26 protein-coding genes are annotated in these 25,190 nt (G+C 53.7%); 11 read left to right on the forward strand and 15 right to left on the reverse strand.

Annotation, left to right across the window (positions count from 1 at the left end):
• Positions 1 to 15 precede the first annotated feature (15 nt).
• The 10 genes from purF to rpsF form a co-directional block, all read right to left on the reverse strand.
• A complete protein-coding gene (purF, locus tag ACN0YD_RS06785) occupies positions 16 to 1,509 on the reverse strand; it encodes an amidophosphoribosyltransferase (RefSeq protein WP_417318087.1) in 1,494 nt (497 codons plus the stop codon).
• A 91-nt stretch (positions 1,510 to 1,600) separates the two neighbouring features.
• Positions 1,601 to 2,245 (reverse strand): CvpA family protein, encoded by a 645-nt coding sequence (locus tag ACN0YD_RS06790; protein WP_417318089.1) that lies wholly within the window; start codon positions 2,243 to 2,245, stop codon positions 1,601 to 1,603.
• On the reverse strand, positions 2,245 to 3,624 hold the full coding sequence (gene radA / locus ACN0YD_RS06795; protein WP_417318091.1) for a DNA repair protein RadA: 1,380 nt from the start codon (positions 3,622 to 3,624) through the stop codon (positions 2,245 to 2,247). The genes ACN0YD_RS06790 and radA overlap by 1 nt, the downstream gene beginning before the upstream one ends.
• Positions 3,625 to 3,628: 4 nt before the next feature.
• Positions 3,629 to 4,420: an ABC transporter ATP-binding protein gene (locus ACN0YD_RS06800; RefSeq protein WP_417318093.1), complete on the reverse strand. Its 792-nt coding sequence runs from the start codon at positions 4,418 to 4,420 to the stop codon at positions 3,629 to 3,631.
• Positions 4,417 to 5,193 (reverse strand): MlaE family ABC transporter permease, encoded by a 777-nt coding sequence (locus ACN0YD_RS06805; protein WP_417318095.1) that lies wholly within the window; start codon positions 5,191 to 5,193, stop codon positions 4,417 to 4,419. The genes ACN0YD_RS06800 and ACN0YD_RS06805 overlap by 4 nt, the downstream gene beginning before the upstream one ends.
• Before the next feature lie 19 nt (positions 5,194 to 5,212).
• Complete coding sequence (gene alr / locus ACN0YD_RS06810) at positions 5,213 to 6,331, reverse strand: alanine racemase (protein ID WP_417318097.1); 1,119 nt, start codon at positions 6,329 to 6,331, stop codon at positions 5,213 to 5,215.
• Complete coding sequence (locus ACN0YD_RS06815; protein ID WP_417318099.1) at positions 6,331 to 7,842, reverse strand: replicative DNA helicase; 1,512 nt, start codon at positions 7,840 to 7,842, stop codon at positions 6,331 to 6,333. The genes alr and ACN0YD_RS06815 overlap by 1 nt, the downstream gene beginning before the upstream one ends.
• Before the next feature lie 149 nt (positions 7,843 to 7,991).
• Positions 7,992 to 8,660 (reverse strand): 50S ribosomal protein L9, encoded by a 669-nt coding sequence (gene rplI, locus ACN0YD_RS06820; RefSeq protein ID WP_417318101.1) that lies wholly within the window; start codon positions 8,658 to 8,660, stop codon positions 7,992 to 7,994.
• An 11-nt stretch (positions 8,661 to 8,671) separates the two neighbouring features.
• Positions 8,672 to 8,935, reverse strand: coding sequence for a 30S ribosomal protein S18 (gene rpsR / locus ACN0YD_RS06825; protein ID WP_417318103.1), 264 nt, complete (start codon positions 8,933 to 8,935; stop codon positions 8,672 to 8,674).
• A 25-nt stretch (positions 8,936 to 8,960) separates the two neighbouring features.
• Positions 8,961 to 9,425, reverse strand: a complete 465-nt coding sequence (rpsF, locus tag ACN0YD_RS06830) for a 30S ribosomal protein S6 (protein ID WP_417318104.1) — start codon at positions 9,423 to 9,425, stop codon at positions 8,961 to 8,963.
• Positions 9,426 to 9,755: 330 nt separating this feature from the next.
• Here rpsF and fabD point away from each other — a divergent pair, with 330 nt between their 5' ends.
• The 7 genes from fabD (at position 9,756) to ACN0YD_RS06865 (ending at position 15,176) form a co-directional block, all read left to right on the forward strand.
• Positions 9,756 to 10,703: an ACP S-malonyltransferase gene (gene fabD, locus ACN0YD_RS06835; RefSeq protein WP_417318106.1), complete on the forward strand. Its 948-nt coding sequence runs from the start codon at positions 9,756 to 9,758 to the stop codon at positions 10,701 to 10,703.
• A 20-nt stretch (positions 10,704 to 10,723) separates the two neighbouring features.
• Positions 10,724 to 11,461, forward strand: a complete 738-nt coding sequence (fabG, locus tag ACN0YD_RS06840) for a 3-oxoacyl-[acyl-carrier-protein] reductase (RefSeq protein ID WP_417318108.1) — start codon at positions 10,724 to 10,726, stop codon at positions 11,459 to 11,461.
• A gap of 215 nt (positions 11,462 to 11,676) precedes the next feature.
• Positions 11,677 to 11,910, forward strand: coding sequence for an acyl carrier protein (locus ACN0YD_RS06845; protein WP_417318110.1), 234 nt, complete (start codon positions 11,677 to 11,679; stop codon positions 11,908 to 11,910).
• A gap of 136 nt (positions 11,911 to 12,046) precedes the next feature.
• Positions 12,047 to 13,309 (forward strand): beta-ketoacyl-ACP synthase II, encoded by a 1,263-nt coding sequence (gene fabF / locus ACN0YD_RS06850; RefSeq protein ID WP_417318112.1) that lies wholly within the window; start codon positions 12,047 to 12,049, stop codon positions 13,307 to 13,309.
• A gap of 15 nt (positions 13,310 to 13,324) precedes the next feature.
• Entirely contained in the window at positions 13,325 to 14,305 is a 981-nt protein-coding gene (gene mltG / locus ACN0YD_RS06855; RefSeq protein WP_417318114.1) for an endolytic transglycosylase MltG, read from the forward strand.
• A 19-nt stretch (positions 14,306 to 14,324) separates the two neighbouring features.
• Positions 14,325 to 14,747 carry a tetratricopeptide repeat protein gene (locus tag ACN0YD_RS06860; protein ID WP_417318116.1) on the forward strand — a complete coding sequence of 141 codons (423 nt, stop codon included), beginning with the start codon at positions 14,325 to 14,327 and terminating at the stop codon, positions 14,745 to 14,747.
• 114 nt (positions 14,748 to 14,861) lie between these two features.
• On the forward strand, positions 14,862 to 15,176 hold the full coding sequence (locus ACN0YD_RS06865; protein WP_417318118.1) for a hypothetical protein: 315 nt from the start codon (positions 14,862 to 14,864) through the stop codon (positions 15,174 to 15,176).
• Between the two features lie 47 nt (positions 15,177 to 15,223).
• Here the strand turns inward: ACN0YD_RS06865 and ACN0YD_RS06870 are convergent, their stop codons facing one another.
• Positions 15,224 to 15,988 carry an SDR family NAD(P)-dependent oxidoreductase gene (locus ACN0YD_RS06870; RefSeq protein ID WP_417318120.1) on the reverse strand — a complete coding sequence of 255 codons (765 nt, stop codon included), beginning with the start codon at positions 15,986 to 15,988 and terminating at the stop codon, positions 15,224 to 15,226.
• A gap of 64 nt (positions 15,989 to 16,052) precedes the next feature.
• Here ACN0YD_RS06870 and ACN0YD_RS06875 point away from each other — a divergent pair, with 64 nt between their 5' ends.
• Positions 16,053 to 16,940 carry a YicC/YloC family endoribonuclease gene (locus ACN0YD_RS06875; protein ID WP_417318122.1) on the forward strand — a complete coding sequence of 296 codons (888 nt, stop codon included), beginning with the start codon at positions 16,053 to 16,055 and terminating at the stop codon, positions 16,938 to 16,940.
• Positions 16,941 to 16,949: 9 nt separating this feature from the next.
• Positions 16,950 to 17,582, forward strand: coding sequence for a guanylate kinase (gmk, locus tag ACN0YD_RS06880; protein ID WP_417318124.1), 633 nt, complete (start codon positions 16,950 to 16,952; stop codon positions 17,580 to 17,582).
• A 3-nt stretch (positions 17,583 to 17,585) separates the two neighbouring features.
• Here gmk and rsmA read toward each other — a convergent pair whose 3' ends face one another.
• From rsmA to ACN0YD_RS06900, 4 genes are all read right to left on the reverse strand, one after another.
• On the reverse strand, positions 17,586 to 18,443 hold the full coding sequence (gene rsmA, locus ACN0YD_RS06885; protein ID WP_417318126.1) for a 16S rRNA (adenine(1518)-N(6)/adenine(1519)-N(6))-dimethyltransferase RsmA: 858 nt from the start codon (positions 18,441 to 18,443) through the stop codon (positions 17,586 to 17,588).
• Complete coding sequence (pdxA, locus tag ACN0YD_RS06890) at positions 18,440 to 19,474, reverse strand: 4-hydroxythreonine-4-phosphate dehydrogenase PdxA (protein ID WP_417318127.1); 1,035 nt, start codon at positions 19,472 to 19,474, stop codon at positions 18,440 to 18,442. The genes rsmA and pdxA overlap by 4 nt, the downstream gene beginning before the upstream one ends.
• On the reverse strand, positions 19,452 to 20,741 hold the full coding sequence (locus tag ACN0YD_RS06895) for a peptidylprolyl isomerase (RefSeq protein ID WP_417318129.1): 1,290 nt from the start codon (positions 20,739 to 20,741) through the stop codon (positions 19,452 to 19,454). Before ACN0YD_RS06895 ends, pdxA begins: the two co-directional genes overlap by 23 nt.
• Positions 20,742 to 20,819: 78 nt before the next feature.
• Positions 20,820 to 23,015, reverse strand: a complete 2,196-nt coding sequence (locus ACN0YD_RS06900; RefSeq protein WP_417318131.1) for an LPS-assembly protein LptD — start codon at positions 23,013 to 23,015, stop codon at positions 20,820 to 20,822.
• A 183-nt stretch (positions 23,016 to 23,198) separates the two neighbouring features.
• Here ACN0YD_RS06900 and ACN0YD_RS06905 point away from each other — a divergent pair, with 183 nt between their 5' ends.
• Positions 23,199 to 24,689, forward strand: a complete 1,491-nt coding sequence (locus tag ACN0YD_RS06905; RefSeq protein WP_417318133.1) for a leucyl aminopeptidase — start codon at positions 23,199 to 23,201, stop codon at positions 24,687 to 24,689.
• The gene (locus tag ACN0YD_RS06910) at positions 24,689 to 25,141 is read left to right on the forward strand and encodes a DNA polymerase III subunit chi (protein ID WP_417318135.1); all 453 of its coding nucleotides are present in this window, start codon (positions 24,689 to 24,691) and stop codon (positions 25,139 to 25,141) included. The genes ACN0YD_RS06905 and ACN0YD_RS06910 overlap by 1 nt, the downstream gene beginning before the upstream one ends.
• Positions 25,142 to 25,190 lie beyond the last annotated feature (49 nt).

The raw sequence follows: 25,190 nt of genomic DNA on the forward strand, positions 1-25,190 counted from the left end.
TCCGTCAGGCCGTTATCAGTCAGTAAGGAAGGAGAATTGTTTGTTGTCTTCACCCAGCTCTTCATCAGTAAGCTTGGTGGGGTACTCACCGCTGAAGCAGGCATCGCAAAACTGGGGACTGATGCTGTCCCTGTTGGCTTCGCCCACGGCCCGGTACAACCCGTCGATGGAGACAAAGGCAAGGCTGTCGGCCTTGATATATTTGGCCATTTCGTCAACAGACATGCGAGACGCCAGAAGCTTGTCTTTTTCCGGCGTATCCACGCCGTAAAAGCAGCTGTTGGTGGTTGGCGGGCTGGCGATGCGCATATGCACTTCCTTGGCCCCGGCGGCGCGCATCATTTCCACGATTTTAACCGAGGTGGTGCCGCGGACGATACTGTCGTCGATAAGCACGATGCGTTTGCCCTCGATTTCCCCTTTGTTGGCATTATGTTTCAGCTTCACGCCCAGATGGCGGATCTGGTCGGACGGCTCAATGAAGGTCCGGCCCACATAATGGTTGCGGATGATGCCGAGCTCGAACGGGATGCCGGACTGCTGGGCATAACCGATGGCGGCGGGAACACCGGAATCAGGCACGGGAATCACCAGGTCGGCATCAACGGTGCTTTCCTTGGCCAGTTCCTTGCCGATGTTCTTGCGTACTTGATAGACGCTTCTGTCGTTGGTGATGCTGTCGGGGCGGGAGAAATAAACATGTTCGAAAATACAGGGGCGGGGTTTTTTGGCCGGGAACGGATGATGGCTGGTAAAGCCGTCCGCATCAATAACGATAAGCTCGCCCGGCTCCACGTCACGAATATAGTCCGCGCCGATAATATCAAGGGCGCAGGTTTCCGAGGCGAAGATATAGGTATCATCGGACAGTTTACCCAGCACCAGCGGGCGCACACCCAGCGGGTCGCGGGCGCCGATCAATTTTTTCTGGCTCAGCGCGACAACGGAATAGGCGCCTTCAATCCGGCGCAGGGCGTCAATCACCCGGTCCACCAGGTTCATATAGGTGCTGGTGGCCACAAGGTGAATGATCACTTCCGAATCCGAGGTGGACTGAAAGATGGCGCCTTTTTCCACCAGCAGCTTGCGCAGGGTCCAGGCATTGGTGAGATTGCCGTTATGGGCAACCGCAAATCCGCCCGAGGACAGGTCGGCAAAAAGCGGCTGAATATTGCGCATGCCCGAACCGCCGGTGGTGGAATAGCGCACATGGCCAATGGCGGACATGCCGGGCAGGGATTCAATGACCTTCTGGCTGTTGAAATTATCAGCCACATGGCCCATGGATTTATGGGAATGGAATTGCTTGCCATCGAAGGCGACGATTCCGGCGGCTTCCTGTCCCCGGTGTTGCAGGGCATGCAGGCCGAGCACCGTATGGGCCGCGGATTCCACATGGTTATAGATGCCGAAAACACCGCATTCTTCATGCAGTTTGTCGTCATCAAAGGGGTTGGTGCCGATAAAGTCGTCGGGGGAGCCGTGTCGGGGAGCAGTATAATCCGTCATATAGTCAACTCGTCACAAAATCGTTGAGTGTCAGGGTTGTCGTGGCCTCAGGGGCGTTATATGTCGAATCCGTTTCTATGTGAACCTTTTTTTACTCGTCTGAGAGTTTCTTGAACAGTTCATCCATTTCCTCGGTAGACTTCTTGTCGTATCCCTCTTCTTTTCGGGAATTGCTGGGGAAGGACGGCATCATCTTTTTCAGCCGTTCCAGCGCCTCGATATCCTTCCGGGTTTCTTCCAGGTCTATGTCGTCCTTATAGGGATTCATGGCGTTCAGCATGCTGGCGCCATATTCAACCAGCGGCCGGGATTTGGCTTCGATAAACCAGTCCGGATAGTTTTTGGGCGAAATGAACGGGGTGGTCAGAAGATAGACAAAGCAGATCAGCAGCATGCCGCGCAATGTGCCGAACAGGATGCCGAGCCCCCGGTCCAGGGCGCCAATATGACTTTCCTTGATTCTTCTGCCGACTGTGCTGGCGATCAGCTTGAAAATCACCAGGCTGCCAATTCCCAGCAGGGCGTAGGTGATGATATCGGCCATGATTTCCGGCTGTATCAGCTTGTAGGTATGGGGGGAGACCACGGGATGCCCCTGCAGGGTGATAATGATGGCGCCGGCCCAGGCCGCAAGGCTGAGAGCCTCCGTTGTAAAGCCCTTTGACCAGGAAATAATGCCTGATATCAGCAGGGTGGAGATGACAATCACGTCCAGCGGGTTCAGAAAACCTTCCATTATGCGCCCTCGAGGTCTACGGCAATCAGGTCGACAAGCTTGCGGATTTCATCCAGTTCAACCACACGCAATTCCTTGCCTTTCTGTTTTATCTTTGCCGGGATATAGGCCTGTTCAAAACCGAGCTTGGCGGATTCCTTGAGACGGGCGTCCGCCTGGCTTACCGGGCGGATTTCGCCGGACAGGCTGATTTCCCCGAACAATACCGTATTTTTCGCTATTGAATAACCGGAAAGTGACGAAATGAGGGCGGCAGCCACGGCCATATCGGCGGCCGGTTCAGAAATCCTCAAGCCCCCGGCCACATTGAGGTAAATATCAAAGGCCCCGAGGCCAAGACCGCAACGGGCATCGAGTACGGCAATGATCATGGACAGCCGGCCCGAATCCCAGCCCACAACAGCCCGGCGCGGCGTGCCGAGAGAGGAAGGCGCCACCAATGCCTGGATTTCCACCAGCATGGGGCGCGAGCCTTCCATGCCGGCAAAGACGGCGGAACCGGCCACATCGCCCGTATGATTGCCGAGGAACAGCGTCGAGGGATTATGCACCTCCTGCAGGCCCATGTCGCTCATCTCAAAGACGCCAATTTCGTCGGTGCCGCCGAAACGGTTTTTGACGGCGCGCAGGATCCTGAACTGGTGGCCGCGGTCGCCCTCGAAATACAACACCGTATCGACCATATGTTCAAGAACCCGGGGACCGGCGATCTGGCCGTCCTTGGTCACATGTCCCACAAGCACCACAGCCACATTGCGCCGTTTGGCAAAACGGATCAGTTCCTGGGCGCAGGTCCGGACCTGGGCCACGGTGCCCGGTGCGGATTCGATGGTGTCGGCGAACATGGTCTGAATGGAATCAATCACCACCACCTGCGGCAGGTCGCCATGTTCGAGGGTGGCGATGATATTGCGCAGATTGGTTTCGGAACCCAGTTTGACGGGATTTTTCTCGAGCCCAAGCCGTTTGGCGCGCATGCGGACCTGGCTGGTGGATTCCTCACCCGAGACATAGATGGTGTTATGTCCGGAACCGGCAAGCTTTGCCATGGCCTGCAACAGGATTGTGGATTTGCCGATTCCGGGATCACCGCCGATCAGGGTCGCGGAGCCTGGCACCAGGCCGCCGCCACAGGCCCGGTCAAATTCGGCCATGCCCGACATCATGCGGGCGGGGGGATTTTCCTCTCCCTGCAGTTCGCCAAGCTCGATCACCTGACCCTTGGCCGGCGAGGAGCCTTTTCCGAGCCCGCTGGGCAGGCTCTGGTCGGCTTCTTCGGTGATGCTGTTCCATTCACCGCAGGATTCGCATTGTCCCATCCATTTGGAGGTGACGCTGCCGCAGGACTGACAGACATATGTGCGGCGGGCTTTGGCCATAGGGTCAGGCTTTCAGAATTTCCATCTTGATCGGACCGACGGCGCGACCGTGGATGAATTGCTCAACATAGTCGTTACCGCTTTGATCGATCTCGTCCCGGGGGCCGCTCCAGATGATGTTGCCCTTGTAGATCATGGCGCATTTATCGGCGATCTTGCGCACGCTGGCCATGTCATGGGTGATGGAAAGGGCCGTGGCGCCCAGGTCCTTCACGCATTCCACGATCAGGTCATTGATCACGTCGGCCATGATGGGGTCAAGACCGGTCGTAGGTTCGTCAAAGAAAATGATTTCCGGTTCGTCGGCAATGGCGCGGGCCAAACCAACACGTTTCTGCATGCCGCCGGAAAGCTCCGCCGGGCTGAGCATGGCCACTTCGGGCTCGAGGCCTACACGGCGCAATTTTTCGATGGCAAGTTCCCTGGCATCCTTGCGGGACATCTGCTTTTCCGCCAGCAGGCGGAAGGCGACATTTTCCCAGACAGGCAGGCTGTCAAAGAGGGCCGCACCCTGAAACAGCATGCCGAACTTGGCCAGGACTTTCTGACGGTCCTTGCCGCGCAAGCCAACGGTTTCCTCACCGTCGATCTTGATGCTGCCGGCGTCCGGCTCCAGAAGGCCGAGAATGCATTTAAGGGTCACGGACTTGCCGGACCCGGACCCGCCGATGATAACCATGGATTCTCCTGGCATCACGTCCAGGTCAATGCTGTCCAGCACGACCTTGTTGCCAAAGGCCTTGCGTACGCCTCTCAGGCTGATTTTCGGTGTCTGTTGATCGGGAGTCTGGGTCATGTGGAAAAGAACATCTCGGTTACAATATAGTTTGTCAGCAGGATCAGCATGCAGGCGGAGACCACAGCGTTAGTCGTGGCTACGCCCACGCCTTGCGCACCACCGCGGCTGTTGAAGCCGTGATAACAACCCATCAGGGAAATCACAAAACCAAAGACAGCGCCCTTGGTCAGGCTGGCGCGAATATCGGTGGCTTCCAGAAATTCCATGGTGGTGGTCATATAGACGCTGGGATTAAAACCCAGCTTGCCGGTGGCGATCAGAAAGCCGCCCATAACCCCTACGGTATCGGCCACAATAACCAGCATGAAGGGCATCATGATCAGGGTGGCGAGAATACGCGGGGCAATAAGATATTTGAACGGGTCGGTGGACAGGGTGGCCAGGGCGTCAATCTGTTCGGTCACCCGCATGGTGCCGATTTCGGCGGCCATGGAGGCACTGACCCGCCCGGCAACAATCAGGCCGCAGAGGACGGGGCCCAGTTCACGCACAATGCCGATCACGACGATGGAAGGCAGAACGCTTTCGGCATCGAAACGGGAGCCGCCCTCATAGATGTTGAGCGCCAGAGCAGCACCGGTAAACAGTGCCGTCAGCCCGACCACCGGCAGGCTGTAGTATCCGATCACCATCATCTGCCGGACAATGGCCCGGGGATAGAAGGGGGGCACGAACATGTGAGTTACTGCAGAATAGGCAAAGATCCCAAGCTGGCCTGCCGCCTGAAGAAAACTAAAAACTACGCGTCCGATTCTGGCTAGAAAATTCATTTGATCCGCAACCTGCTTGTTATTTTACCGGAATATAGACTCTCTGATAACGCTCCCGAACCCCGGTCAGTATTTCATACTGGCTTAGGTTAGACAGTTCGGACGCCTTTTCAAGTGTTATATGCTGTCCCAACAGTTCAATGGCATCGCCTTCCGAGACGGCGGCAAAAGCCTGTCCCGAAATATCAATGGCGAGCATATCCATGGAAACCCGCCCGACCACCGGTACTTCTGTGCCTGAAAGATAAAGATGTCCCACATTATTGAACACCTGCAGGTAACCGTCTGCGTAACCGATGTTTACAATGGCGATACGGCTTCTCTGCGGCGCCGTCCAGGTGGTGCCGTATCCGACGCCCATGCCTTCCCGGAGTTCCCGCACCTGGAGGATACGACCTGTAATGGTGAATGTCTGGCGAATACCGCCGGGCAGGGAAGCCGTTTGTGACGGGTTGCCTCCGAACAGGAGGAGACCGGGGCGCACCAAATCGAAATGATAGTCCCGCCCCAGCAATATGCCGCCGGAATTAGCCAGCGATGCCGGTATGCCGGGGAACGAGGCGCATATTTCCCTGAAGCTGCCGAGCTGGCGGCTATTAAGGGAACTGGACCTGTCGTCGGCGCAGGCCAGGTGGCTCATGATGAGGGTGACATTTACCCCTTTGAGGGTGTTTTTGTGGTCCAGCAACCGGATTGTTTCTTCCGGCGACAAACCAAGTCTGTTGATACCCGTATCGAAATGAAGGGCGCAGGGCTGGCCGCGGCCGTTGTTTTTCCAAAAGGCAAGCTGCTCAGGGCTGTTTATGACCGGTCGCAGATTAAACTCCGCAAAATAGTCTTCATGGCCGGGGAAAAGCCCGTTGAGCACATAAATTACCGCTTCGGCGGTATGCTGGCGCAATTCAACAGCCTCGGCCAGGTTGGCCACAAAGAAGTCGCTGCATCCGGCTTCGTGAAACAGGGCCGGCGCGACCTCTGCAATGCCCATGCCGTAAGCATCGGCTTTGACCATGGCGGCAGCGTCGGCACCATTGGCAAGTTCGCGAACCGTGTGGTAGTTTTCAATAATTGCCGGCAGGTCAACGGTCAGGGTGGCCTGGCAATCTGCAGGCAGAGACGTTTGCAAGTCCACTGGCATCAGGTGAAACGCTCCGGAAGATGATCATCGGCCACGGGCGGGTCGGAGAATTTGGTGGTTTCACTGCTGAAGTTAAGCTCGATAATGCCGGTGGGGCCGTGGCGCTGTTTACCAATGATGAATTCCGCCTTGCCGTGCATTTTGTCACATTCTTCAAGCCAGATGGCGTGTTCCGGTGTGCCGGGGTCCGGCTGTTGCTGATGCAGGTAATATTCCGGGCGGTAGACAAAGGTCACCATATCCGCATCCTGTTCGATGGAACCGGATTCCCTCAGGTCCGATAGAAGCGGACGTTTGTTATCGCGGGATTCGATGGTACGGCTGAGCTGGGAAAGAGCTAAAACCGGAATCTGAAGTTCTTTCGCCAACCCTTTGAGTCCACGGGTAATTTCTGAAATTTCCTGAACCCGGTTTTCAGGGCCACGTCCGCGATCTCCACCGCGCAAAAGCTGCAGATAGTCAACAATTAGTAATCCTAGTCCATGTTGGCGCTTGAGACGCCGGGCCCGGGTTCTGAGGCCACCAATGCTGAGTGACGGCGTGTCGTCAATAAACAGGGGCAGCTCCTCCAGCTCCATGCTGGTACGGGCGAGGGCAGCAAACTGATCCTGGTTGATCTGGCCTTTCCTCAGGTCCTGGGACGGTAGGTTGGCCTGTTCGGCAAGAATACGGGTCGCCAGCTGGTCGGCGGACATCTCAAGGGAGAAAAAAGCTGTCACAGCGCCCCGGTTTTCCTCGTGCGGGATCCCGGCCTGCAGTTGCTCCATATAGAATTTGGCGGCATTAAAGGCAATATTTGTCGCCAGGGCGGTTTTCCCCATGGCAGGGCGTCCGGCCAGAATCATCAGGTCAGACTTGTGCAGGCCACCAATATGATTGTTAATGGAGGTAAAGCCTGTGGTGATACCGGAAAGTTTGCCGGCATTTTTCCGGGAGATCTCGATAATATTGACGGCTTCAGCAGCCGCCTTGGCAAAGGCTTTGAAGCCACCCTCCGAGGCGCCGGTTTCAGCCAGTGAATAGAGTGACCGTTCGGCGCGTTCGATCTGGTCCTGGGCTGTTTTGTCCACGTCGTGGTCATAGGCCTCGTTAACGATCTCCGTCCCCACGTTGATCAGCTCACGCTTGAGCGCCATCTGATGAATGATCTGACCATATTCAGCTGCATTGATGATACTGATGGCAGAAGAGGCTAGGGAGGCCAGATATCGGGCACCGCCCACATCCGCCAGATGTTCCTCTTTCTCGAAATAGGGTTTCAGGGTCACCGGAGAGGCCACAAGGCCTTTTTCAATCAGTTTGCGGGTAGCTTCATAGATTTTCTGATGGGCAGGATTAATGAAATGTTCTGCATCAAGAAAGTCCTGGACTTTGCTCAGGGCCTCATTGTTTGTCAGAATAGCGCCCAGCAACGCCTGCTCGGCTTCCAGATTATGAGGTGTTTCGCGGAAAGTTCCGCTTACCACATTGTCATTTTCCTCTTGCAGAGGGATGTCTGGAAAATCTTCCATAATTTATATTCTGCTCCGACTCTTTATAGTGACAATAGTAGTCTGTAAACCTGTTAGAAACAAGGAGCTCTAGTGGCAAAAATTGGACCGGAAACAAAAAAGGGCAGCCATGAGGCTGCCCTTCCTGAAAAATTATTTCCAGAAGAAAATTATTCAGATTTTTCTTCTTCTTCGGCTTCGCCAACTGAAGCTTCTTCTTCAGCAACTTCTTCCTCGGCAGCAGCCTGAACTTCAGCTTCTTCTTCCTCAGTCAGGGCAGCTTCAGCAGCTTCGGCAGCTTCCTGAGTTTCAAAGTAATCTTCAACAGAGATTTCGGCAGCTTCTTCCTCTGCAGCAGCAGCGGCGACGCCTTTTTCCTGCATCTCGGCTTCGGCTTCAGAGCGGGCCACGTTGATTTTCACAGTGATGCTCACTTCAGGGTGCAGGCGGATTTCAACTTCCTCGATGCCCAGCGCCTTGATGGCACGATCCAGGACCACCTGGCTGCGGGCAACGCTGTAACCCTGCTCGGAAAGGACATCGACAATGTCGCGGGTGGAAACGGAACCGTAAAGCTGACCGGTTTCACCAGCGCTGCGGATAATAACAGCGGAAACATTGTCCATCTTGGCGGCAACGGCTTCAGCTTCTTTTTTGGCTTCCAGGTTGCGGGCTTCGATTTCCTTGCGCTGAGCCTCAAAGACTTCAAGATTGCTCTTGGTGGCGCGAAGCGCCTTGTTCTGGGGCAGCAGGTAGTTACGGGCAAAGCCGTTTTTAACTTTTACCACATCACCGATCTGGCCCAGTTTTGCAACGCGTTCTAGCAGAATGACTTCCATAACAAATCTCCCTACTGAATCACATATGGCAGAAGAGCCAGGTTCCGGGCGCGTTTTATGGCGCGGGCCAGTTCACGCTGTTTCTTTGCAGAAACGGCAGTAATACGGCTGGGAACGATCTTTCCGCGTTCGGAAATATATTTGGACAGCATGCGCACGTCCTTGTAATCGATTTTCGGCGCACCTTCACCGGAGAACGGGCAGGTTTTGCGACGACGGAAAAACGGACGACGGGCGCCGCCGCCTGACCGAGTATTTTCTCTTTTCTCTGACATAATTATTGTCCTTTACCAGAAATTCTTAGGAGTCAGACGAAGCTGATTTTTCGCTACGATCACTGCGTTCTGCGCGGTCACCACGATCTCCACGATCATTACGGTCGCCACGATCATTACGCTCAAAACGTCCGCCGCGGTTGTCGCGTCCATCGCGGTCTTCACGACCTTTGGATTTAAGAACGACAGATTCACCTTCTTCAAATTCGTCTACGCGAACGGTCATATAGCGAACTACATCCTCGTGCAGGCGGGAGTTACGCTCCAGTTCTGCCACGGCAGCTGCGGGTCCGTCCACATTCAGGTGAACATAATGACCTTTTTTGTATTTCTTGATACGATAGGCAAGATTACGCAGACCCCAATATTCTGATTTGGTCACTTTGCCGCCATTGTTTTCAATGACGGATGTCAGATCATTGGTAATCGCTTCAACCTGTTGAGGTTGGATATCCTGCCGAGCGATATATGTATATTCATAACAAGGCATCGGTATTCCTTTTAACCTTTAAGAGTTTCAACATTCCGGGGTGACCACGAATATCAAATGCGTCACATTACGAAATCAACCGAAGTGGTTTCCGTCCCCGACATGCAGGGGCAGAAGGCGCGATATATACATGAACCATTGACAAATACAAGCCTTTTCCCGGAAAAAACCGGCAGAATTCCCTGAAAAAATCTGTCGGGTTTACAAAGAACGATAAAAGCGGCAATTTATCACGGCCTGTTAAGCATTTTTTCAAGTTCCCTTGACACATTCCCGGCATGCTTTAAGAGAAGGCAAAGACAACTCAATGATAAAGAGGGAAATAACTTTATGACACGTGCATTTACGTTTCCGGGACAGGGAAGCCAGGTTGTCGGCATGGGCAGGGAACTGGCGGAAAGCCGTCCCGTCGCCGCCCGGGTTTTCGAAGAAGTCAATGACGCGCTGGGGCAGGATCTCAGATCAGTCATGTTCGATGGTCCGCAGGAAGAGCTGACCCTTACCCATAATGCTCAGCCGGCCCTGATGGCCGTCAGCATCGCCGTCATGCGCGTGCTGGAAGAAGATTTCGGCGTGAAGCTTCAGGATGCGGCGGCTTATGTGGCCGGTCATTCCCTTGGGGAGTATTCAGCACTGACTGCAGCCGGCGCGCTTTCCCTTTCCGATGCAGCGAAACTGTTGCGTCTTCGTGGTGAAGCCATGCAGCGTGCCGTTCCCGTTGGCGAAGGTGCCATGGCGGCAATCCTGGGGCTTGAGATGGAAGCCGTAGAGGAAGTGGTTAAAGAGGCCGCACAGGGAGATATCTGTACTGCTGCCAATGATAATGCCAACGGTCAGATTGTGATCAGCGGTCACAAAGCGGCTGTGGAGCGTGCCATTCCCATTGCCAAGGAAAAAGGCGCGATGAAAGGTGTCCTTCTTCCGGTGAGTGCTCCGTTCCATTGCGCCCTGATGCAGCCGGCAGCAGAAGAAATGAAGGCCGCACTTGCAGAAACAACCATAAATGCGCCTGCGGTCCCGGTAATTGCCAATGTTACCGCGGCACCGGAAAGCGATCCTGTGAAAATTCGTGATCTTCTGGTGGAGCAGGTAACAGGACGTGTGCGCTGGCGCGAAAGCGTCCTGAAAATGGGTGAACTCGGCGTTGATACCCTGGTCGAGGCTGGCGCCGGGAAAGTACTGACCGGCATGGTGCGGCGGATCGACAAGTCAATCAGCGGTATTTCGCTGCAGACGGCGGAAGAGATCGAGGCTTTCGCGGCTTCTCTGAAGAACTGATTTTAACGGGGAGAATTACAATGTTTAATTTAGAGGGAAAATGCGCGCTGGTAACCGGTGCGTCCGGCGGACTGGGCGCAGCAATCGCCCGTGCCCTTCATGCACAGGGCGCAAAAGTGGCGCTGAGCGGAACACGGGTAGAGCCTCTTGAGGCGCTGGCCGCAGAGCTGGGTGAGGGAGCTTACGTGGTTCCTGCCAACCTGAGTGATCCGGAAAGCGTTGCCGCTCTGCCAAAAGCGGCAGAGGAAGTTCTGGGACAGATTGATATCCTGGTCAATAACGCGGGAATCACACGGGATAATCTGGCCATGCGCCTTAAGGACGAAGATTGGGACCTGGTCCAGCAGGTCAACCTAAAAGCCGCTTTCAAGCTGAGCCAGGCCATGTTGCGCGGGATGATGAAACGCCGTTTCGGTCGGATCATCAACATTACATCTGTGGTTGGCGTTACCGGCAACCCCGGACAGACGAATTATGCTGCCTCAAAAGCAGGCCTCATCGGCATGAGCAAGTCACTGGCACAGGAAGTGGCGAGCCGCGGTATTACGGTCAATTGCCTGGCACCCGGCTTTATTGAAAGCCCGATGACTGACGTTCTTGATGAGGGTCAGAAAGAACGGATTCTGACTAGTGTGCCCATGGGACGTCTTGGCCAGGCACAGGAAATTGCCTCTGGCGTCGTCTATCTGGCAAGTGAGGAAGCCGGATATGTAACGGGTCAGACACTTCATGTTAACGGTGGTATGGCTATGATCTGACGGGCGGGTTTTTGTACCTGCATATAATGCTTGGCAAATCGCCGGAATTTATGTTAGGTAGCCCTCGAATATTTGAAATGTTTCAATTAGATGGCAAAAAATCACAAGATTGTCTTTTGAAAATATTGATCTTGGGGTATTTAGTACTGGTTCGCCAGACATAGTTTTGTTACTAACTGGATCAAGTTGATCCACAGAACTAAAGGAAATAGAATATGAGTGACGTAGCTGAGCGCGTTAAAAAAATCGTGGTAGAGCATCTGGGTGTCGAAGAAGACAAGGTATCGGATTCTGCCAGCTTTATTGATGATCTGGGCGCCGACAGCCTCGATACTGTTGAACTGGTAATGGCTTTCGAAGAAGAGTTCGGTTGTGAAATTCCTGACGATGCAGCTGAAAAGATCCTCACTGTTAAGGATGCTATCGATTTCATCAGCGCCAACGCTTAATAACGTAGGCCAGTTTGAATCGTCAAATGCCGCGCAATCCTGCTTGTGCCGATTTCGGTAGCAGTATTGACGCGGCTTTGTCATATTTGACGCATATTACCGAATAAAAACACTATAAAGAACAGAGGTCGATATTATGAGACGAGTGGTAGTTACGGGACTTGGAATGGTTACCCCCCTGGCAACAGGGGTGGAGGCAACCTGGAAAAAGCTTATCGCTGGGGAATCCGGTGCAGGGCCGATCACCAAGTTTGACCCGTCTGATCTGTCATCACGGATCGCTTGCGAAGTCAAACAGGGCGACGGCACAAACGGAACCTTCAATCCCGACGACTGGATGAGCGCCAAGGACCGCCGCCGTATTGACGACTTCATTCTTTACGGCATTGCCGCCTGTGACATGGCGCTGGAAGATTCCGGCTGGAAACCGGAGACAGAAGAAGATCGCTGTCGTACAGGTATTCTTGCCGGTTCCGGCATCGGCGGCCTGCCGGGAATTCAGGATGAATCCATCAATATGCACGAACGTGGGGTTCGCCGGGTAAGTCCTCACTTTATTCCGCGCTGCCTGATCAATCTGATTTCCGGAAATGTTTCTATTCGTCACGGCCTGAAGGGTCCGAACCACGCAGTAGTTACCGCTTGTGCAACAGGCACTCATGCGCTGGGCGATGCCGCCCGCTTGATCATGCTTGATGATGCAGATGTGATGGTTGCCGGCGGTGCCGAAGCCGCGATCTGCCGCATTGGTGTCGCAGGTTTTGCCCAGGCAAAGGCGCTTAGTTCTCACTTCAATGATACTCCGGAAAAGGCTTCTCGTCCGTGGGACCGTGACCGTGATGGATTTGTCATTGGTGAGGGTGCCGGCATGGTGGTTCTTGAGGAATATGAGCATGCCAAGGCACGCGGCGCCAAAATTTATGCGGAAATTGTCGGTTACGGCCTGTCTGGAGACGCCTATCACGTAACGGCGCCGGCACCGGACGGAAACGGCGGCTACCGGGCTATGGAAATGGCACTCAAACGGTCAGGCCTGACGCCTGAGGATATTGACTATGTGAATGCCCATGGTACATCCACGCCGCTCGGCGACGAACTGGAATTCGGTGCTGTCAAGCGTCTGTTCGGGGATGCAGCAGGCAAGATTGCCATGTCTTCCACGAAATCCGCGATCGGACACCTCCTTGGGGCTGCCGGCAGTACCGAAGCGATTTTCACTATTCTGGCCATGAACCATGGCGTGGTGCCGCCAACCCTGAATCTGGACAATCCGTCCGAAGGGGTCGAAGGCATCAACCTGGTACCCCATGAGGCCCAGGACAGGAAAGTCAATGCGGCCCTGTCCAACAGTTTCGGCTTTGGCGGGACAAACGCTTCCCTGATTTTCAAAGCGGTCTGACACCCCATGAGGGGGATGCGGAAATATATATTCTTATTACTGGTGGGCAGCGTCGCATTTGCGGCGCTGTTTGCCTATCTGGCCTATAGGGAATTTACGGCGAAAACAACGCTGGCAGATAATGTGGTCTATGTCCTGCCCAAGGGGCAGGGGGTGGGCCAAACGGCCTTTGATCTGGCTGACAAGGGGATTATCAGTGATGGCGATATCTTCCGGCTCGGCGTTCGGCTTACTGGACAGGATACGGCCTTTCAGGCCGGAGAGTATGAAATTAAGGCCGGCTCGACCATGCGGGACGTTATGCGGCTCTTTGCCAGTGGAAATATTGTTCATCACAGGCTGACCATTGTCGAAGGCTGGACCAGTCACCAGATTGTGAACTATCTCAACTCCATCGAGAATCTGGCTGGCGAAATTGCTGAGATGCCTAAGGAAGGCAGCCTCATGCCGGAAACCTATCTGTACACCCGGAACGAGGACAGAAATAATCTGATCCGGCGCATGCAGGATCGTCAGCGGGAATTTCTGCTGGATGAATGGTCGCTGCGTGATCCTGAATTGCCGCTGGACAGCCCCGAGGACGCCCTGATCCTTGCCAGTATTGTTGAAAAAGAAACCTCTCTGGAAGAAGAACGGGCCCGTATCGCGGGTGTTTTCACCAACCGCTTGCGCAAAAGAATGCGCCTCCAGACCGACCCGACCGTGATCTATGGTCTCAACAAGACCGGAGACCTGGGCCGTCCGCTGTCCAGAAAGGATCTGCGTACGCATACATATTACAACACCTATGTGATCCGGGGTTTGCCGCCCACACCTATCGCCCATCCGGGCAAGGCCAGTATTCGCGCGGCTCTGCATCCGCTACCGACTGACGAGCTTTATTTCGTTGCCAATGGTGATGGCGGACACAGCTTCGCCACGACAAACGAAGAGCATAACCGCAATGTACAGAAATTGCGAAAACTGGAGAAGCAGCGTAACCTACTGAGCCAGTGACTATCGGGGGGGGGAGAAAATGTTCGCGAGGTTTGTCGGTATTCTGGGATCGGTTATTCTTTTGAATTCCTGTGCCGGCCTTTTGCTTCCCGATTGCAGCAAGGTAAGGGATGATTTTGAAAAGTTCCGGGAATGCCGGGCCAAAAACGGTGACAGGGAAGCCCAGTATAATATTGGTCGTGAAGCCTTTGTGGATGAAGACTATAAGACGGCCTTGAAATGGCTCAAGATCGCAGCTGAACCCAATAGCGGCTATACTTATATCTATATCCCCCCTGTCGGATCGCAAAAATACGGAACCACCAAAAGAGTTGATACTCACGACGCCCATCCCGGTCACTCCGGCGCCCAGACCTTGTTGGCGGAAATATATGAAAAGGGACTGGGCGTGAAACCCGACCCAAAAAAGGCGGAAAAATACCGTAAAAAAACAGGATTGTAGTGACATTTGCCTAATTCCCGTCAAAATAGTATATTATTTCTCTCTTACCTACCGCATACCCAAAGTGTTCAGTGTGTTTGAATTCAATTACATTATTTAAACAGGAGCATAGCCATGTGTGTACGTCTAAAAAGTCTTCCATTGTTCCGGGCTCTCACCCTCTGTGTGGTTTCCGCTTTCTTCATGCTGCCGGCGGCTGTCCAGGCCGGTGAAAAGCAGGAAAAAATGAAATCGGAAATGGAGAAAAGTAAAACCGAGATGGAGAAAGCTGCCGAGGAAATCCAGGGAGTTGATCCGGCTGCCGGGCCTGTGGATGAAGTTGAACCGAAGGTATATGATAAAAAAGATGTCATGAAAGCTCCGGAAACCAAGGCGGTTCACAAGAAAGCCACAAAAGAAAAAGTTGTAGATCCGGAATCGCCCGAATAAGTGCGATTGATGAATACATAAAGGGGCCCTCGGGCCCCTTTATTATATCAGGTCTTGTCGGGAAGGGCCCTCAGGAACCGTTCCAGCACAAATTCCGGCAACAACCTGATCGCTCCGCCGTACATCAACCTGACCTGCCAGGGGAAACTAATCCGGCCTTTGTTTTTGCGCAGCCCCTTTTGAATGATTCTTGCTGCCCTGTCCGCATCCATGAAAAAGGGCATGGGGAATTTATTTCGCCGGGTGATGCGGCTTGCCACAAATCCCGGACAGATCACATTCACTTTTATACCGTCTGACCAGTAGGCGCCGCGCAGGGCTTCCCCATAAGCCTTCACACAAGCCTTGCTGGTGGAATAGGCGGGAGAAGACGGCATGCCGTGGTAGGCCGCCAGAGAGGCCATGATGGCAATCTGACCGTGCCCCTGCCGGCGCATCAGTTCCAGGGCCGGATGAGCGGTGTGGAAAACACCGTTGACATTGATGTCGAATATGTCGGCAGTATGTTTTGCAAGATCCACATCCTTATGAAAACCAAGCCCGATCCCGGCATTGGCGATGACAAGGTCAAGCGGAAGTTCCGTATGACATTCCCTGATCCAGGCATCCATGGCCTCCCGATTGCTGACATCAATGACTTTGCCCGCCACTGTTGCCCCCTTCTGTCGGCAGGCTTCGGATACGGACGTCGTCCTTTCTGCATCCCGGCCGGAAAGGAAGAGTGTCACGCCTGGCGCGGCATATTCCAGCGCCAGCGCTTCGCCGATGCCACTGCTGGCGCCTGTAATGAGAATGGATTTGGGATTGTCCATGAGGGGATGTTCCTGCTATAGCATTACAAAATGCAAACTATAGTGAACAGACAGGCTGCTGCAAATGACTTTATCTAGCATGACGGGTTTCGCCCGCACCCAGGGCCAGTGGGAAAACTACAGCTGGGTCTGGGAAATCAGGAGCGTCAACGGGCGCGGCCTGGATATCCGCTGCCGAATACCGTCCGGTTTCGAGGCCATGGACCAGACCGTGCGCGGGCATCTGAAAAAACATATCGCCCGTGGCAGCCTGAATGTGAATCTTCAGATGCATCGGGAAAGTGAGGAAGTTCAGGTCAAGGTCAATCAGAATGCCCTGGACCAGCTTGTCCAGATTGTGGTGGATACCAGTTCCCACAATCATCTGCCTCAGCCGGATATCGCTAATCTGATGAGTGTCCGGGATCTGGTGCAGATTATCGAGGGTGAGGAAGATGAAGATTTCCGCAAGGCCCGGGACAAGGCCATCGAGGAAAGTTTTCTCGAGGCCATTGCCGCGCTCAAGGAAAATCGTCTGCAGGAAGGTGCTGCGACCACCTCCATGCTGGAAAAAATCATTGCCGATATTGAAGGCGGTGTAAAAGAAGCCACGAAAATTGCCGCAGGCCAGCCGGACCTTATCCGGCAAAAGTTTATGGAGAAAGTTTCCGCGCTGCTTGATGACAGCAAGGGGCTTGATCCGGACCGTATCGCTCAGGAAGTTACGATCCTGGCGACCAAAGCGGATATAAAGGAAGAGCTGGACCGGCTGGTTGCCCATATAGAGGCGGCCCGTAAACTTCTTGTCATCACAGAACCGGTTGGACGCAAGATGGACTTCCTGTCCCAGGAATTTAACCGGGAAGCCAATACCTTGTGCAGCAAGTCATCGGATATTACCCTGACCCAGATCGGCCTGTCGCTGAAAGCTGCCATTGATCAGCTTAAGGAACAGGTCCAGAACGTGGAATAGGCTGGATTCATGGATATCAAACGTCGCGGATTGCTGCTGGTTCTGTCGTCTCCCTCCGGGGCCGGTAAATCGACCCTGAGCCGGCTTCTTCTGGAAAAGGACGGTGCGGTTACCATGAGTATTTCCAGCACCACCCGTCCGCCGCGTCCTGGAGAGAAGGACGGCGTGGATTATAACTTTGTCACCATCCCGGAGTTCGAGGAACTGGTGGAAAAGGATGGCTTTCTTGAACATGCCCGGGTGTTTGACAATTATTACGGCACCCCGGCGGCGCCGGTGGAAAAAGCGCTGTCGGAGGGCAGGGATATCCTGTTCGATATCGACTGGCAGGGCACCCAGCAACTGGCACAGAAGGCGAAAGGTGATCTGGTTCGGGTCTTTATCTTGCCGCCGAGCAAGGATGAGCTGGAACACCGCCTCAAGAGCCGGGCACAGGACAGTGATGAAGTGGTTGCCAAACGCATGTCAAAGGCCAATCAGGAAATCAGCCATTGGGCGGAATATGACTATATCATCGTCAATGATGATCTGGAAAAGGCCGAGCAGGAACTCTTTTCTATCCTCAAGGCCGAGCGTCTGAAGCGGGAACGCCAGACCGGCCTTGTTTCTTTCGTCAAAGACCTGATGGGCGAGGAAAACTGACTTTCAGTTTTTCTGGTGTTCATATTCCACGGCCAGCCGGCAAAAATCCTCTACGGATAATTCTTCCGCCCGGGCAGTTTCCCTGATTCCGGCAGCTTCCAGTTTCGGCAGAGGATCCACACCAAGACTTTTCAGGCTGGCGCGCAGCATTTTGCGGCGCTGACCGAAAGCCGCACTGACCACACGTTCCAGGACTTTCTGGTTCGGGGTTCCCGGCTTCTCTTCATGAGGCACAATGTGCACAATGCAACTTGTGACCTTTGGCGGCGGCACAAAGGCGCGGGCAGGGACGTCAAACACCTTCCGGGCTTCGGCCCGGTACTGGGCGAGCACTGAAAGACGGCCATAGGCTTTGCTGCCTGGTTTGGCCACGATGCGGTCACCCACTTCCTTCTGGAACATCAGGGTCAGCGATGTGTACCAGGGCAGCCATTTCTCTTCGGTCAGCCACTTGACCAGCAGGGCAGTGCCCACGTTATAGGGCAGGTTGGCGACAATGCGGATATCCTTGTCCCCGGGATCTCCAATCAGCTCCTGTTCGTTCACATTCATGGCGTCGCCGTGAATGACCTCCAGCCGTCCGGGATAGGCGGTCTGGATCTGCTTTTGGGCCTCGATACAGCGTTCATCCATTTCTACAGCCACAACACGGTGAGCCCCGTTCATGAGAAGGGCGCGGGTAAGGGCTCCAGGGCCCGGTCCAACCTCATAGATGATGCTGTTTTCCAGATCGCCTGCTGACCTCGCGATCCTGCCCGTCAGGTTAAGATCGGTCAGGAAGTTCTGCCCCAGGGACTTTTTGGCGGCGAGGCCAAAGCTGTTGATGACCTCTCTGAGAGGCGGCAGTCCATCTTCCGTCATAAGAGGCCTCGCTGGTGAGCCATGAAGTCAGCGGTTTTGATGGCCCTGAGGAAGCTTTCCGGGTTGGCCTTGTTCTGTCCGGCAATATTTAATGCTGTGCCGTGGTCAGGACTGGTCCGGATCAGGGGCAGCCCCAGGGTGACATTCACGCCGCCGTCAAAATCAAGGGTTTTGATGGGGATCAACGCCTGGTCATGATACATGCAAACGGCCACATCATAACCGGTGCGGGCTGCCTCATGAAACATGGTATCGGCAGACAGCGGACCAAAGATACTCAGCCCTTCCTCTTGCAGCTTTTCAATCGCAGGGGCAATGATTTCGATCTCCTCGCGGCCCAGGCCACCATTTTCGCCCGCATGGGGGTTAAGGCCGGCCACGACAATGCGCGGAGCTGCTATACCGAAATCTTTCGTCAGCGCGGCGGCTACGGTCCGGCAGGTTTCTATAATAAGGTTTTCAGAAATCAGCGCGGGCACTTCTGAAAGCGGGACATGAATGGTCAGGGGAATGACCCTGAGTTGCTCACAGGCCAGCATCATGACAGACTTTTGCGGCTTGCCGCTTTTGTCGGCACATAGCCTTGCCAGATACTCTGTATGCCCTGGACAGTCAAATCCGGCCTGATAAAGTACTGACTTTTGAATCGGCGCCGTTACCAGGCCGGAAATGCGCCCTTCAAAGAAAAGATCAACTGCCCGGTCCAGTGCGCCGATGACCATATCAGCGGTTTCCGGGGCGGGCTCACCCGGCACAACTTTGCCCGAGGCGGGAATATCCAGCACCGGAAGGGCCTTGTTGAAAATGGCAGCGCAATCCTCTGGCTCGTTAATCAGTTGAAGGGGAAGTGACGGTTGAAGTTCCCGGAAAATATCCAGCGATCCCAGAAGCAGAAATGGCGGCAGACTCTCTTGATGCCGGAGATGCCAGGCCTTGGCGATAATTTCCGGTCCTATGCCGGCCGGTTCGCCAATGGAGACCGCCAGGGGAGGTGATTTTTCCGTCCGGTTACCTGTAATCGATGATGGCATCGCGGCGCAGATCCCGCAAATGACGCCGGGCAATCAGGCCCACACGCTGGTTTGTCAGATTATTCTGGACAGCATCATAATCCGGTACGTTGATTTCCGGGACCTTCCGGTCGCAGACCACCATCAACCGGAAACCGTCGTCCTCACGGAGCGGCCTGGTCGCTTTGCCGACCTCTGCCTCAAGCACAGTCTTCTGCATAGCTTCGGGCAACTCGCCGACCCGCAGGGTACCGAGATCGCCGCTGCTGGTAGCATCGAAGGCGGCTGCCTTTGAGCCCACATCATCGCAACCTTCGACCTGCCGTCCCATTGACAGTGCGGCTTTTTCGAGGGCAGCTATTTCATCTTCCTTTGCCCCCTCGGCGATTTTGAAGAACATATGCTTCAGGGTGACCTGGGTATCTTCCGTACTCGGTGTCAGAACCTGTCTCTTTTCAACAAGTTGCAGGATATAGAACCCATCCTCACGGGCGATGGGGCCAAGGACGTCACCCTTTTTGGCACCTGAAACGGCGCTGGTGAATTCCTTCGGCAGTTCGCTTTTCATTACCCAGCCCATATCACCGCCAACGGCGGATGTGGTTGAGGCGGAAAACTGTCGTGCCATGATGGGAAATTGAGCAGAATCGCCTTTCAACTGCTCGTGAATACGTTCTGCGGCCTGTCTTGTCTCGTCCCGACGTGCATTGTCGGTGACCAGAAGAAAAATCTCCCGGATGCGGAATTCATCCTGACCCTTGTTGTTTTCGAAGCGCTCGATGGTGTTGTAGATCTCATCATCGGTAACACTGACCTGTGGCATCAGGAGACCGCCGACGACCTGTTCCCAGGCAAGGCTGGCTGATATCTGCTTGAGCATGGATTTCTTGTCGATACCGGCCCGGTTAAGCTGCTGTTCGAACTGTTCCGCGGTCAAGTTGAACTGTTGCGCGTATCCGGCAAAGGCCTGTTCCTGCTCCTCTTCGGAAATAACGGCCTTATATTTCTCTGCTTCCCCGAGCTTCAGTTTGTCATCAATCAGGCTCTGCAGAGACTGTTGCTGCACATATTTGGTTTCTTCCTCGGTGAGCTGTTGCCGTCCGGAGGAAATCAGGAAAAGAAGCATCCGCTGTTTGAGATCATAGAGTGAAATGACCTCGTCATTGACAATGGCAACAATTTCCTGGACGTCATCCAGCTCCTGCTGTTGCTGTGCCTGAAGAGATCCTGCTGAAAATACAAGGCAGCCGAGAAGACTGCACAATATCAGCCTGTAAAAATTTTTCATTCCATACACTCTCATAATCCTATTGCCGCAATCGGCATACTGTCTAACTTCTAAACCCTTTTATTTCAAAAATCCAGCCTAACCCAGATTCTTCAGCACAAGCCGGAAATGAATGGTTTTTGACGGCGCGATATCCCGGTCCGATGTGAACCTCTGTTCGTACCTGAGGCCGAATTCCAGACATTCGTCGCGATAAATGACACCAGCATCGTAAGAGATGGTTTTCTCGTTCAGAAGATCCTGAACCCAGCTGCCATGAACAGTCCACTTGCTGTTGACATAGACTTCGGCACCCATGCCGAGTTCCTGCCTGTTGAGAAGTTCCGAGCCGGTCAGATCGGTTGTATCCCGGTCCAGATCGAGATAGCGGATGTTTGCACGGAACCATTTCCAGCCGCCTGACACCAGCATTTCATTGCGCCTGAGGGCGAAACTGTTTTTATCGAGCCTGAAACGGTGCACATAGTCCAGGTATTCGCCGATGCTGACATCCAGCCGGCCCACAAAATCGGAAAGATTGCCGTCAAATCCTGATCCTACAGGATAGGCTTCTGAATCATCGACCCGATAACTTTGACCGAGAGTAGCCTGCAAGTTGAATATGTTGGAATAGAGGCTGTATCTGACGCCGTAGTTGACCCTGGTACCGCCTTCCCAGAGATCATAACCGTTGTAGCGGTTGTGAGTGAAAAGATTGTTTTCATCGAATTCGAAGTTGCGGCTGTCCTCGTTGGTAATTTCCGGAATATTTTTGTCATTGGGGGCGACGATTACGCTGATCAGCGGCTCAATAATCTGCTGTGTGGCGTCACCATGACGTATGAAAGGCATACGCCAGTCAAGGGCAAGCATCGGCAACAGACGACCATATGTACCGTCTTCTCCGGCATATTGTGTCCGGTCCGGTTCATTGGTCTGCTGGTTATAATAGACATCCCCGCGCACGCTTGCTGACAAACTGTAGAAATCCCCCATAGGGCCCTGGACGGGAAGATTCCATTCACTACCCAGACTTGCCCTGTGGGTATCCATGCCCTCCACCCGGTAGATCGAGGCCGTATTGAATTTCGTCGTCAGGGTGCTGTTCCAGAACAAAGGCCGACTGACAAGATTGACATCAAGGGCGGGCAGGGCCAAGGGAGTCTTGTTGATATCGTCCACTTCATCAAGTCCCTGGAAACCGTAAAGACCGAAAGAGGCATAATCCGTGTTGTTGAACCATTCGAGCCGGGCATGGCTCTCAAGGACGTCTGACTTGTCAGCATAGTAGCGCCGCAGATAGGTATCATCACTCACCCAGTGAAGGGTATAGTCCCACTGCCAGTCTCCGACATCAAGGGGCCGAAAGGTATCCAGGGTGAATTTGCCGTCACTCAGAAAATGTCCGCGGATCTCGTGATCACCGGTTTTTTGGAAATTCTCGTCCCTTTCATTCACATTCGAAGCCGATCCATTGATCCGGAACTGGCCATTGCCGGTATGCTGACGGAAGGTACCGCCGGCGACAACACCTTCATCGGTGGTAAAAATGGGTTCGAATGTAAAATCCCGGTGCGGATCTATGGCGAAGTAATAGGGAATCTGGGCGAAGATCCCCAGTTCCCCTGAACTGCCGATTTCGGGAGTCAGAAAACCGGACATATATTTGACTGTCGGGTCAGGATGGGAAAAAACGGGAGTATAGAAAATCGGTATGCCGGCCACTTCAAGAACCACATCCTCGTAACGAATGATATGGTCGTTTTCGTCGTGTGTGACTTTCTTTGCCCGGATCTGCCACAGGGGTTTTTCCGGGCCCTCTTTCAGGCAAATGTGACAGGGGGAATAGGCAGCGTTCCGGACAATGGTCTGCTTGCCCCGGCGCTCGCCTTCGCGGGCCATCAGTCGTGAATCATCTGAAAAGAGAACCCGGACGTTACGAATAAAGCCGTCCCGGAACCCTTTTTCCAGCTCTGCCTTTTCCACATACAGCACATTACCGCTCTGGTCCTGGATGGTGATTTTACCATCTGCCTTCACCATGCCGGTTTTTTCATTGTAGGTAATAACATCCGCCCGAAGCACCCGGCCATCCTGATACAGGGTCACGTCACCGCTGGCTGTGACGTTACCGGTGTCCGGGTCATAAACAATACTGTCTGCAGCAAAATCTATTTTTTCCGGTGAGGATATATTTTTATTGCTGCTTTCATCGGCTTCTGCACCCTGGCCGACAGGGACCACGAGCGTGCAGAGGGAGGAGGAAAGCAATAACAATAAAAAAGATTTTTTCATGGGGGCCTGTTTTACAGATTTTTGTTTTTCTTGCCTACCTTAAATTATTGAAATGTCAGTTAAAGAAGTTTTTCGCCTGAAGGCTTCCCTCGCAGGAGTTTCTTCTTGAACATCAGCGCATGCGGGTCTATCTCTTTACTATAAGATAATTTCGAATGTGACATGGACATAATTGAGGCAAACATGAAAATTAATTTCCTGAAAAACGCAATGCCTAAAAAAGGTGACCTGGTGGTTTTTGCCTATGAAAACAACAGGCTCTCAAGCTTTGCCAAGAAAGTTGATACGGAAATGAAGGGCCAGCTTGGCCGCGCACTAACGGCCTCCAGGTTCAAGGGCAAGTTCGGAGAGTTTCTTTCCATTCCGGCACCGACAGGACTTAACGTCAATAATGTGCTTCTTATGGGGCTTGGCAAGCCGGATGAACTGAAGGAGCTCAAGCTGCAACAGGCGGGTGGAAAGATCATGGCGCGGCTGATGACGTCCGGTGAGGAAGAGATTTCCGTCGCTGCCGAGGCGATTAGAAAAGCAGAGGTCAGTGCCGACGAGGCGGCCGCCAATATCGCTTACGGTGCAAAATTGCGGCGCTATCGATTTGATAAATACCGGACAAAGGAGACGGAGGACAAAAAACCTTCTGTCCTTGCTTTCAATGTGCTCTGTTCTGCGCCGTCAAAGGCGGAAAATCTGTTTGCGCCGATGGACAAGGTTGCTGACGGCGTCATTTTCGCCCGTGACCTGGTAACCGAACCCGGCAATGTGATCTATCCCGAAAGCTATGTGGAGCATATTCGCGAATTGTCAGACCTCGGTGTTGATGTGCAGGTTCTCGGTGAAGATGAAATGGAGGAACTGGGCATGGGAGCGCTACTTGGCGTAGGCCAGGGCAGTGCCAGTGAATCACATATGGTTATTATGCGCTGGAACGGCTCGGACAAGAAAAAAGCGCCGCTCGCCTTTATCGGCAAGGGGGTAACCTTTGATACGGGCGGAATTAGCCTCAAACCTGGTGCAGGCATGGAGGATATGAAATTTGACATGGGCGGTTCCGCTTCTGTCGTTGGCCTGATGAAGGCGCTTGCCGGTCGCAAGGCAAAAGTCAATGTGATCGGTGTTGTCGGACTGGTGGAAAACATGCCTTCGGGTACGGCTCAGCGGCCAGGTGATGTTGTGACCAGTATGTCCGGCCAGACCATCGAGGTTATCAATACGGATGCCGAGGGTCGTCTCGTGCTTTGTGATGCACTCTGGTACACCCAGGACAGGTTCAAACCCAAATTCATGATTGACCTTGCCACCCTGACAGGGGCAATTCTTGTTTCTCTGGGCCAGGAATATGCCGGTATCTTTTCTGATGACGACAAGCTTTCCGAACAATTGTTCAAGGCTGGTGAAGAAGTAGGTGAGGGTGTATGGCGCCTGCCCATAGGACCGGCCTATGATGAACTGATTAATTCCGATATTGCCGATATGAAAAATATTGGTGGACGGTATGCGGGAAGCATTACAGCAGCGCAATTCCTGAAGCGCTTCACCAATGATGTGCCCTGGGTACATATTGATATTGCCGGAACTGCCTGGAAGCAGAAAGCCTCTGACCTGGCCGAAAAGGGCGCCACCGGATACGGAGTTCGTCTCCTGGATCGCTTCATCAGAGATAACTACGAGGACTGATGACCGAAATCAGCTTTTATCATTTGCAACGACAATCCCTGAGCCAGGCTCTGCCCAAACTTCTGGAAAAGGTCCTGGAGCGGGGGCATCGCACCGTGGTCCTTACAGGGAGCCAGGAAACTATGGAAGATCTGGACCAGGCCCTCTGGACCTTTGATCCCGCGAGTTTTCTGCCGCACGGCAGCAAAGGATATAAGTGGGCGTCTGATCAGCCGGTCTATATCACCACGGAGGCTGAAAACCCGAATAATGCAGATATTCTGGTGCTTGTCGACGGCTGCAGTACAGACGATTTTAGCAGTTATTCGCGAGTGTTGGAGATGTTTGACGGTACTGATCCGAATATGGTGCAGGCAGCGAGAGAGCGCTGGTCATCATACAAAGCGTCAGGTCATGCGCTGACCTATTGGCAGCAAACGGAGACGGGGGGCTGGGCGCAAAAAGCGTCCTGATTGTCGTTATTTCCGGAGAAAAGAGAAGCGTTATAGCCACTGGGGGCTG

The sequence above is a fragment of the Emcibacter sp. genome (genome assembly GCF_048269205.1).
Lineage (GTDB): Bacteria > Pseudomonadota > Alphaproteobacteria > Sphingomonadales > Emcibacteraceae > Emcibacter.

Coding starts and splice junctions, on each gene's coding strand:
- ACN0YD_RS06800 (WP_417318093.1), bottom strand. CDS start 4,420: ATGACCCAGACTCCCGATCAACAGACACCGAAAATCAGCCTGAGAGGC.
- ACN0YD_RS06870 (WP_417318120.1), bottom strand. CDS start 15,988: ATGGACAATCCCAAATCCATTCTCATTACAGGCGCCAGCAGTGGCATC.
- radA (WP_417318091.1), bottom strand. CDS start 3,624: ATGGCCAAAGCCCGCCGCACATATGTCTGTCAGTCCTGCGGCAGCGTC.
- ACN0YD_RS06815 (WP_417318099.1), bottom strand. CDS start 7,842: ATGGAAGATTTTCCAGACATCCCTCTGCAAGAGGAAAATGACAATGTG.
- mltG (WP_417318114.1), top strand. CDS start 13,325: ATGCGGAAATATATATTCTTATTACTGGTGGGCAGCGTCGCATTTGCG.
- ACN0YD_RS06845 (WP_417318110.1), top strand. CDS start 11,677: ATGAGTGACGTAGCTGAGCGCGTTAAAAAAATCGTGGTAGAGCATCTG.
- ACN0YD_RS06900 (WP_417318131.1), bottom strand. CDS start 23,015: ATGAAAAAATCTTTTTTATTGTTATTGCTTTCCTCCTCCCTCTGCACG.
- gmk (WP_417318124.1), top strand. CDS start 16,950: ATGGATATCAAACGTCGCGGATTGCTGCTGGTTCTGTCGTCTCCCTCC.
- rsmA (WP_417318126.1), bottom strand. CDS start 18,443: ATGACGGAAGATGGACTGCCGCCTCTCAGAGAGGTCATCAACAGCTTT.
- pdxA (WP_417318127.1), bottom strand. CDS start 19,474: ATGCCATCATCGATTACAGGTAACCGGACGGAAAAATCACCTCCCCTG.
- ACN0YD_RS06865 (WP_417318118.1), top strand. CDS start 14,862: ATGTGTGTACGTCTAAAAAGTCTTCCATTGTTCCGGGCTCTCACCCTC.
- rplI (WP_417318101.1), bottom strand. CDS start 8,660: ATGGAAGTCATTCTGCTAGAACGCGTTGCAAAACTGGGCCAGATCGGT.
- ACN0YD_RS06805 (WP_417318095.1), bottom strand. CDS start 5,193: ATGAATTTTCTAGCCAGAATCGGACGCGTAGTTTTTAGTTTTCTTCAG.
- ACN0YD_RS06905 (WP_417318133.1), top strand. CDS start 23,199: ATGAAAATTAATTTCCTGAAAAACGCAATGCCTAAAAAAGGTGACCTG.
- purF (WP_417318087.1), bottom strand. CDS start 1,509: ATGACGGATTATACTGCTCCCCGACACGGCTCCCCCGACGACTTTATC.
- ACN0YD_RS06860 (WP_417318116.1), top strand. CDS start 14,325: ATGTTCGCGAGGTTTGTCGGTATTCTGGGATCGGTTATTCTTTTGAAT.
- fabF (WP_417318112.1), top strand. CDS start 12,047: ATGAGACGAGTGGTAGTTACGGGACTTGGAATGGTTACCCCCCTGGCA.
- fabG (WP_417318108.1), top strand. CDS start 10,724: ATGTTTAATTTAGAGGGAAAATGCGCGCTGGTAACCGGTGCGTCCGGC.
- ACN0YD_RS06895 (WP_417318129.1), bottom strand. CDS start 20,741: ATGAAAAATTTTTACAGGCTGATATTGTGCAGTCTTCTCGGCTGCCTT.
- ACN0YD_RS06875 (WP_417318122.1), top strand. CDS start 16,053: ATGACTTTATCTAGCATGACGGGTTTCGCCCGCACCCAGGGCCAGTGG.
- fabD (WP_417318106.1), top strand. CDS start 9,756: ATGACACGTGCATTTACGTTTCCGGGACAGGGAAGCCAGGTTGTCGGC.
- rpsF (WP_417318104.1), bottom strand. CDS start 9,425: ATGCCTTGTTATGAATATACATATATCGCTCGGCAGGATATCCAACCT.
- ACN0YD_RS06910 (WP_417318135.1), top strand. CDS start 24,689: ATGACCGAAATCAGCTTTTATCATTTGCAACGACAATCCCTGAGCCAG.
- alr (WP_417318097.1), bottom strand. CDS start 6,331: ATGCCAGTGGACTTGCAAACGTCTCTGCCTGCAGATTGCCAGGCCACC.
- ACN0YD_RS06790 (WP_417318089.1), bottom strand. CDS start 2,245: ATGGAAGGTTTTCTGAACCCGCTGGACGTGATTGTCATCTCCACCCTG.
- rpsR (WP_417318103.1), bottom strand. CDS start 8,935: ATGTCAGAGAAAAGAGAAAATACTCGGTCAGGCGGCGGCGCCCGTCGT.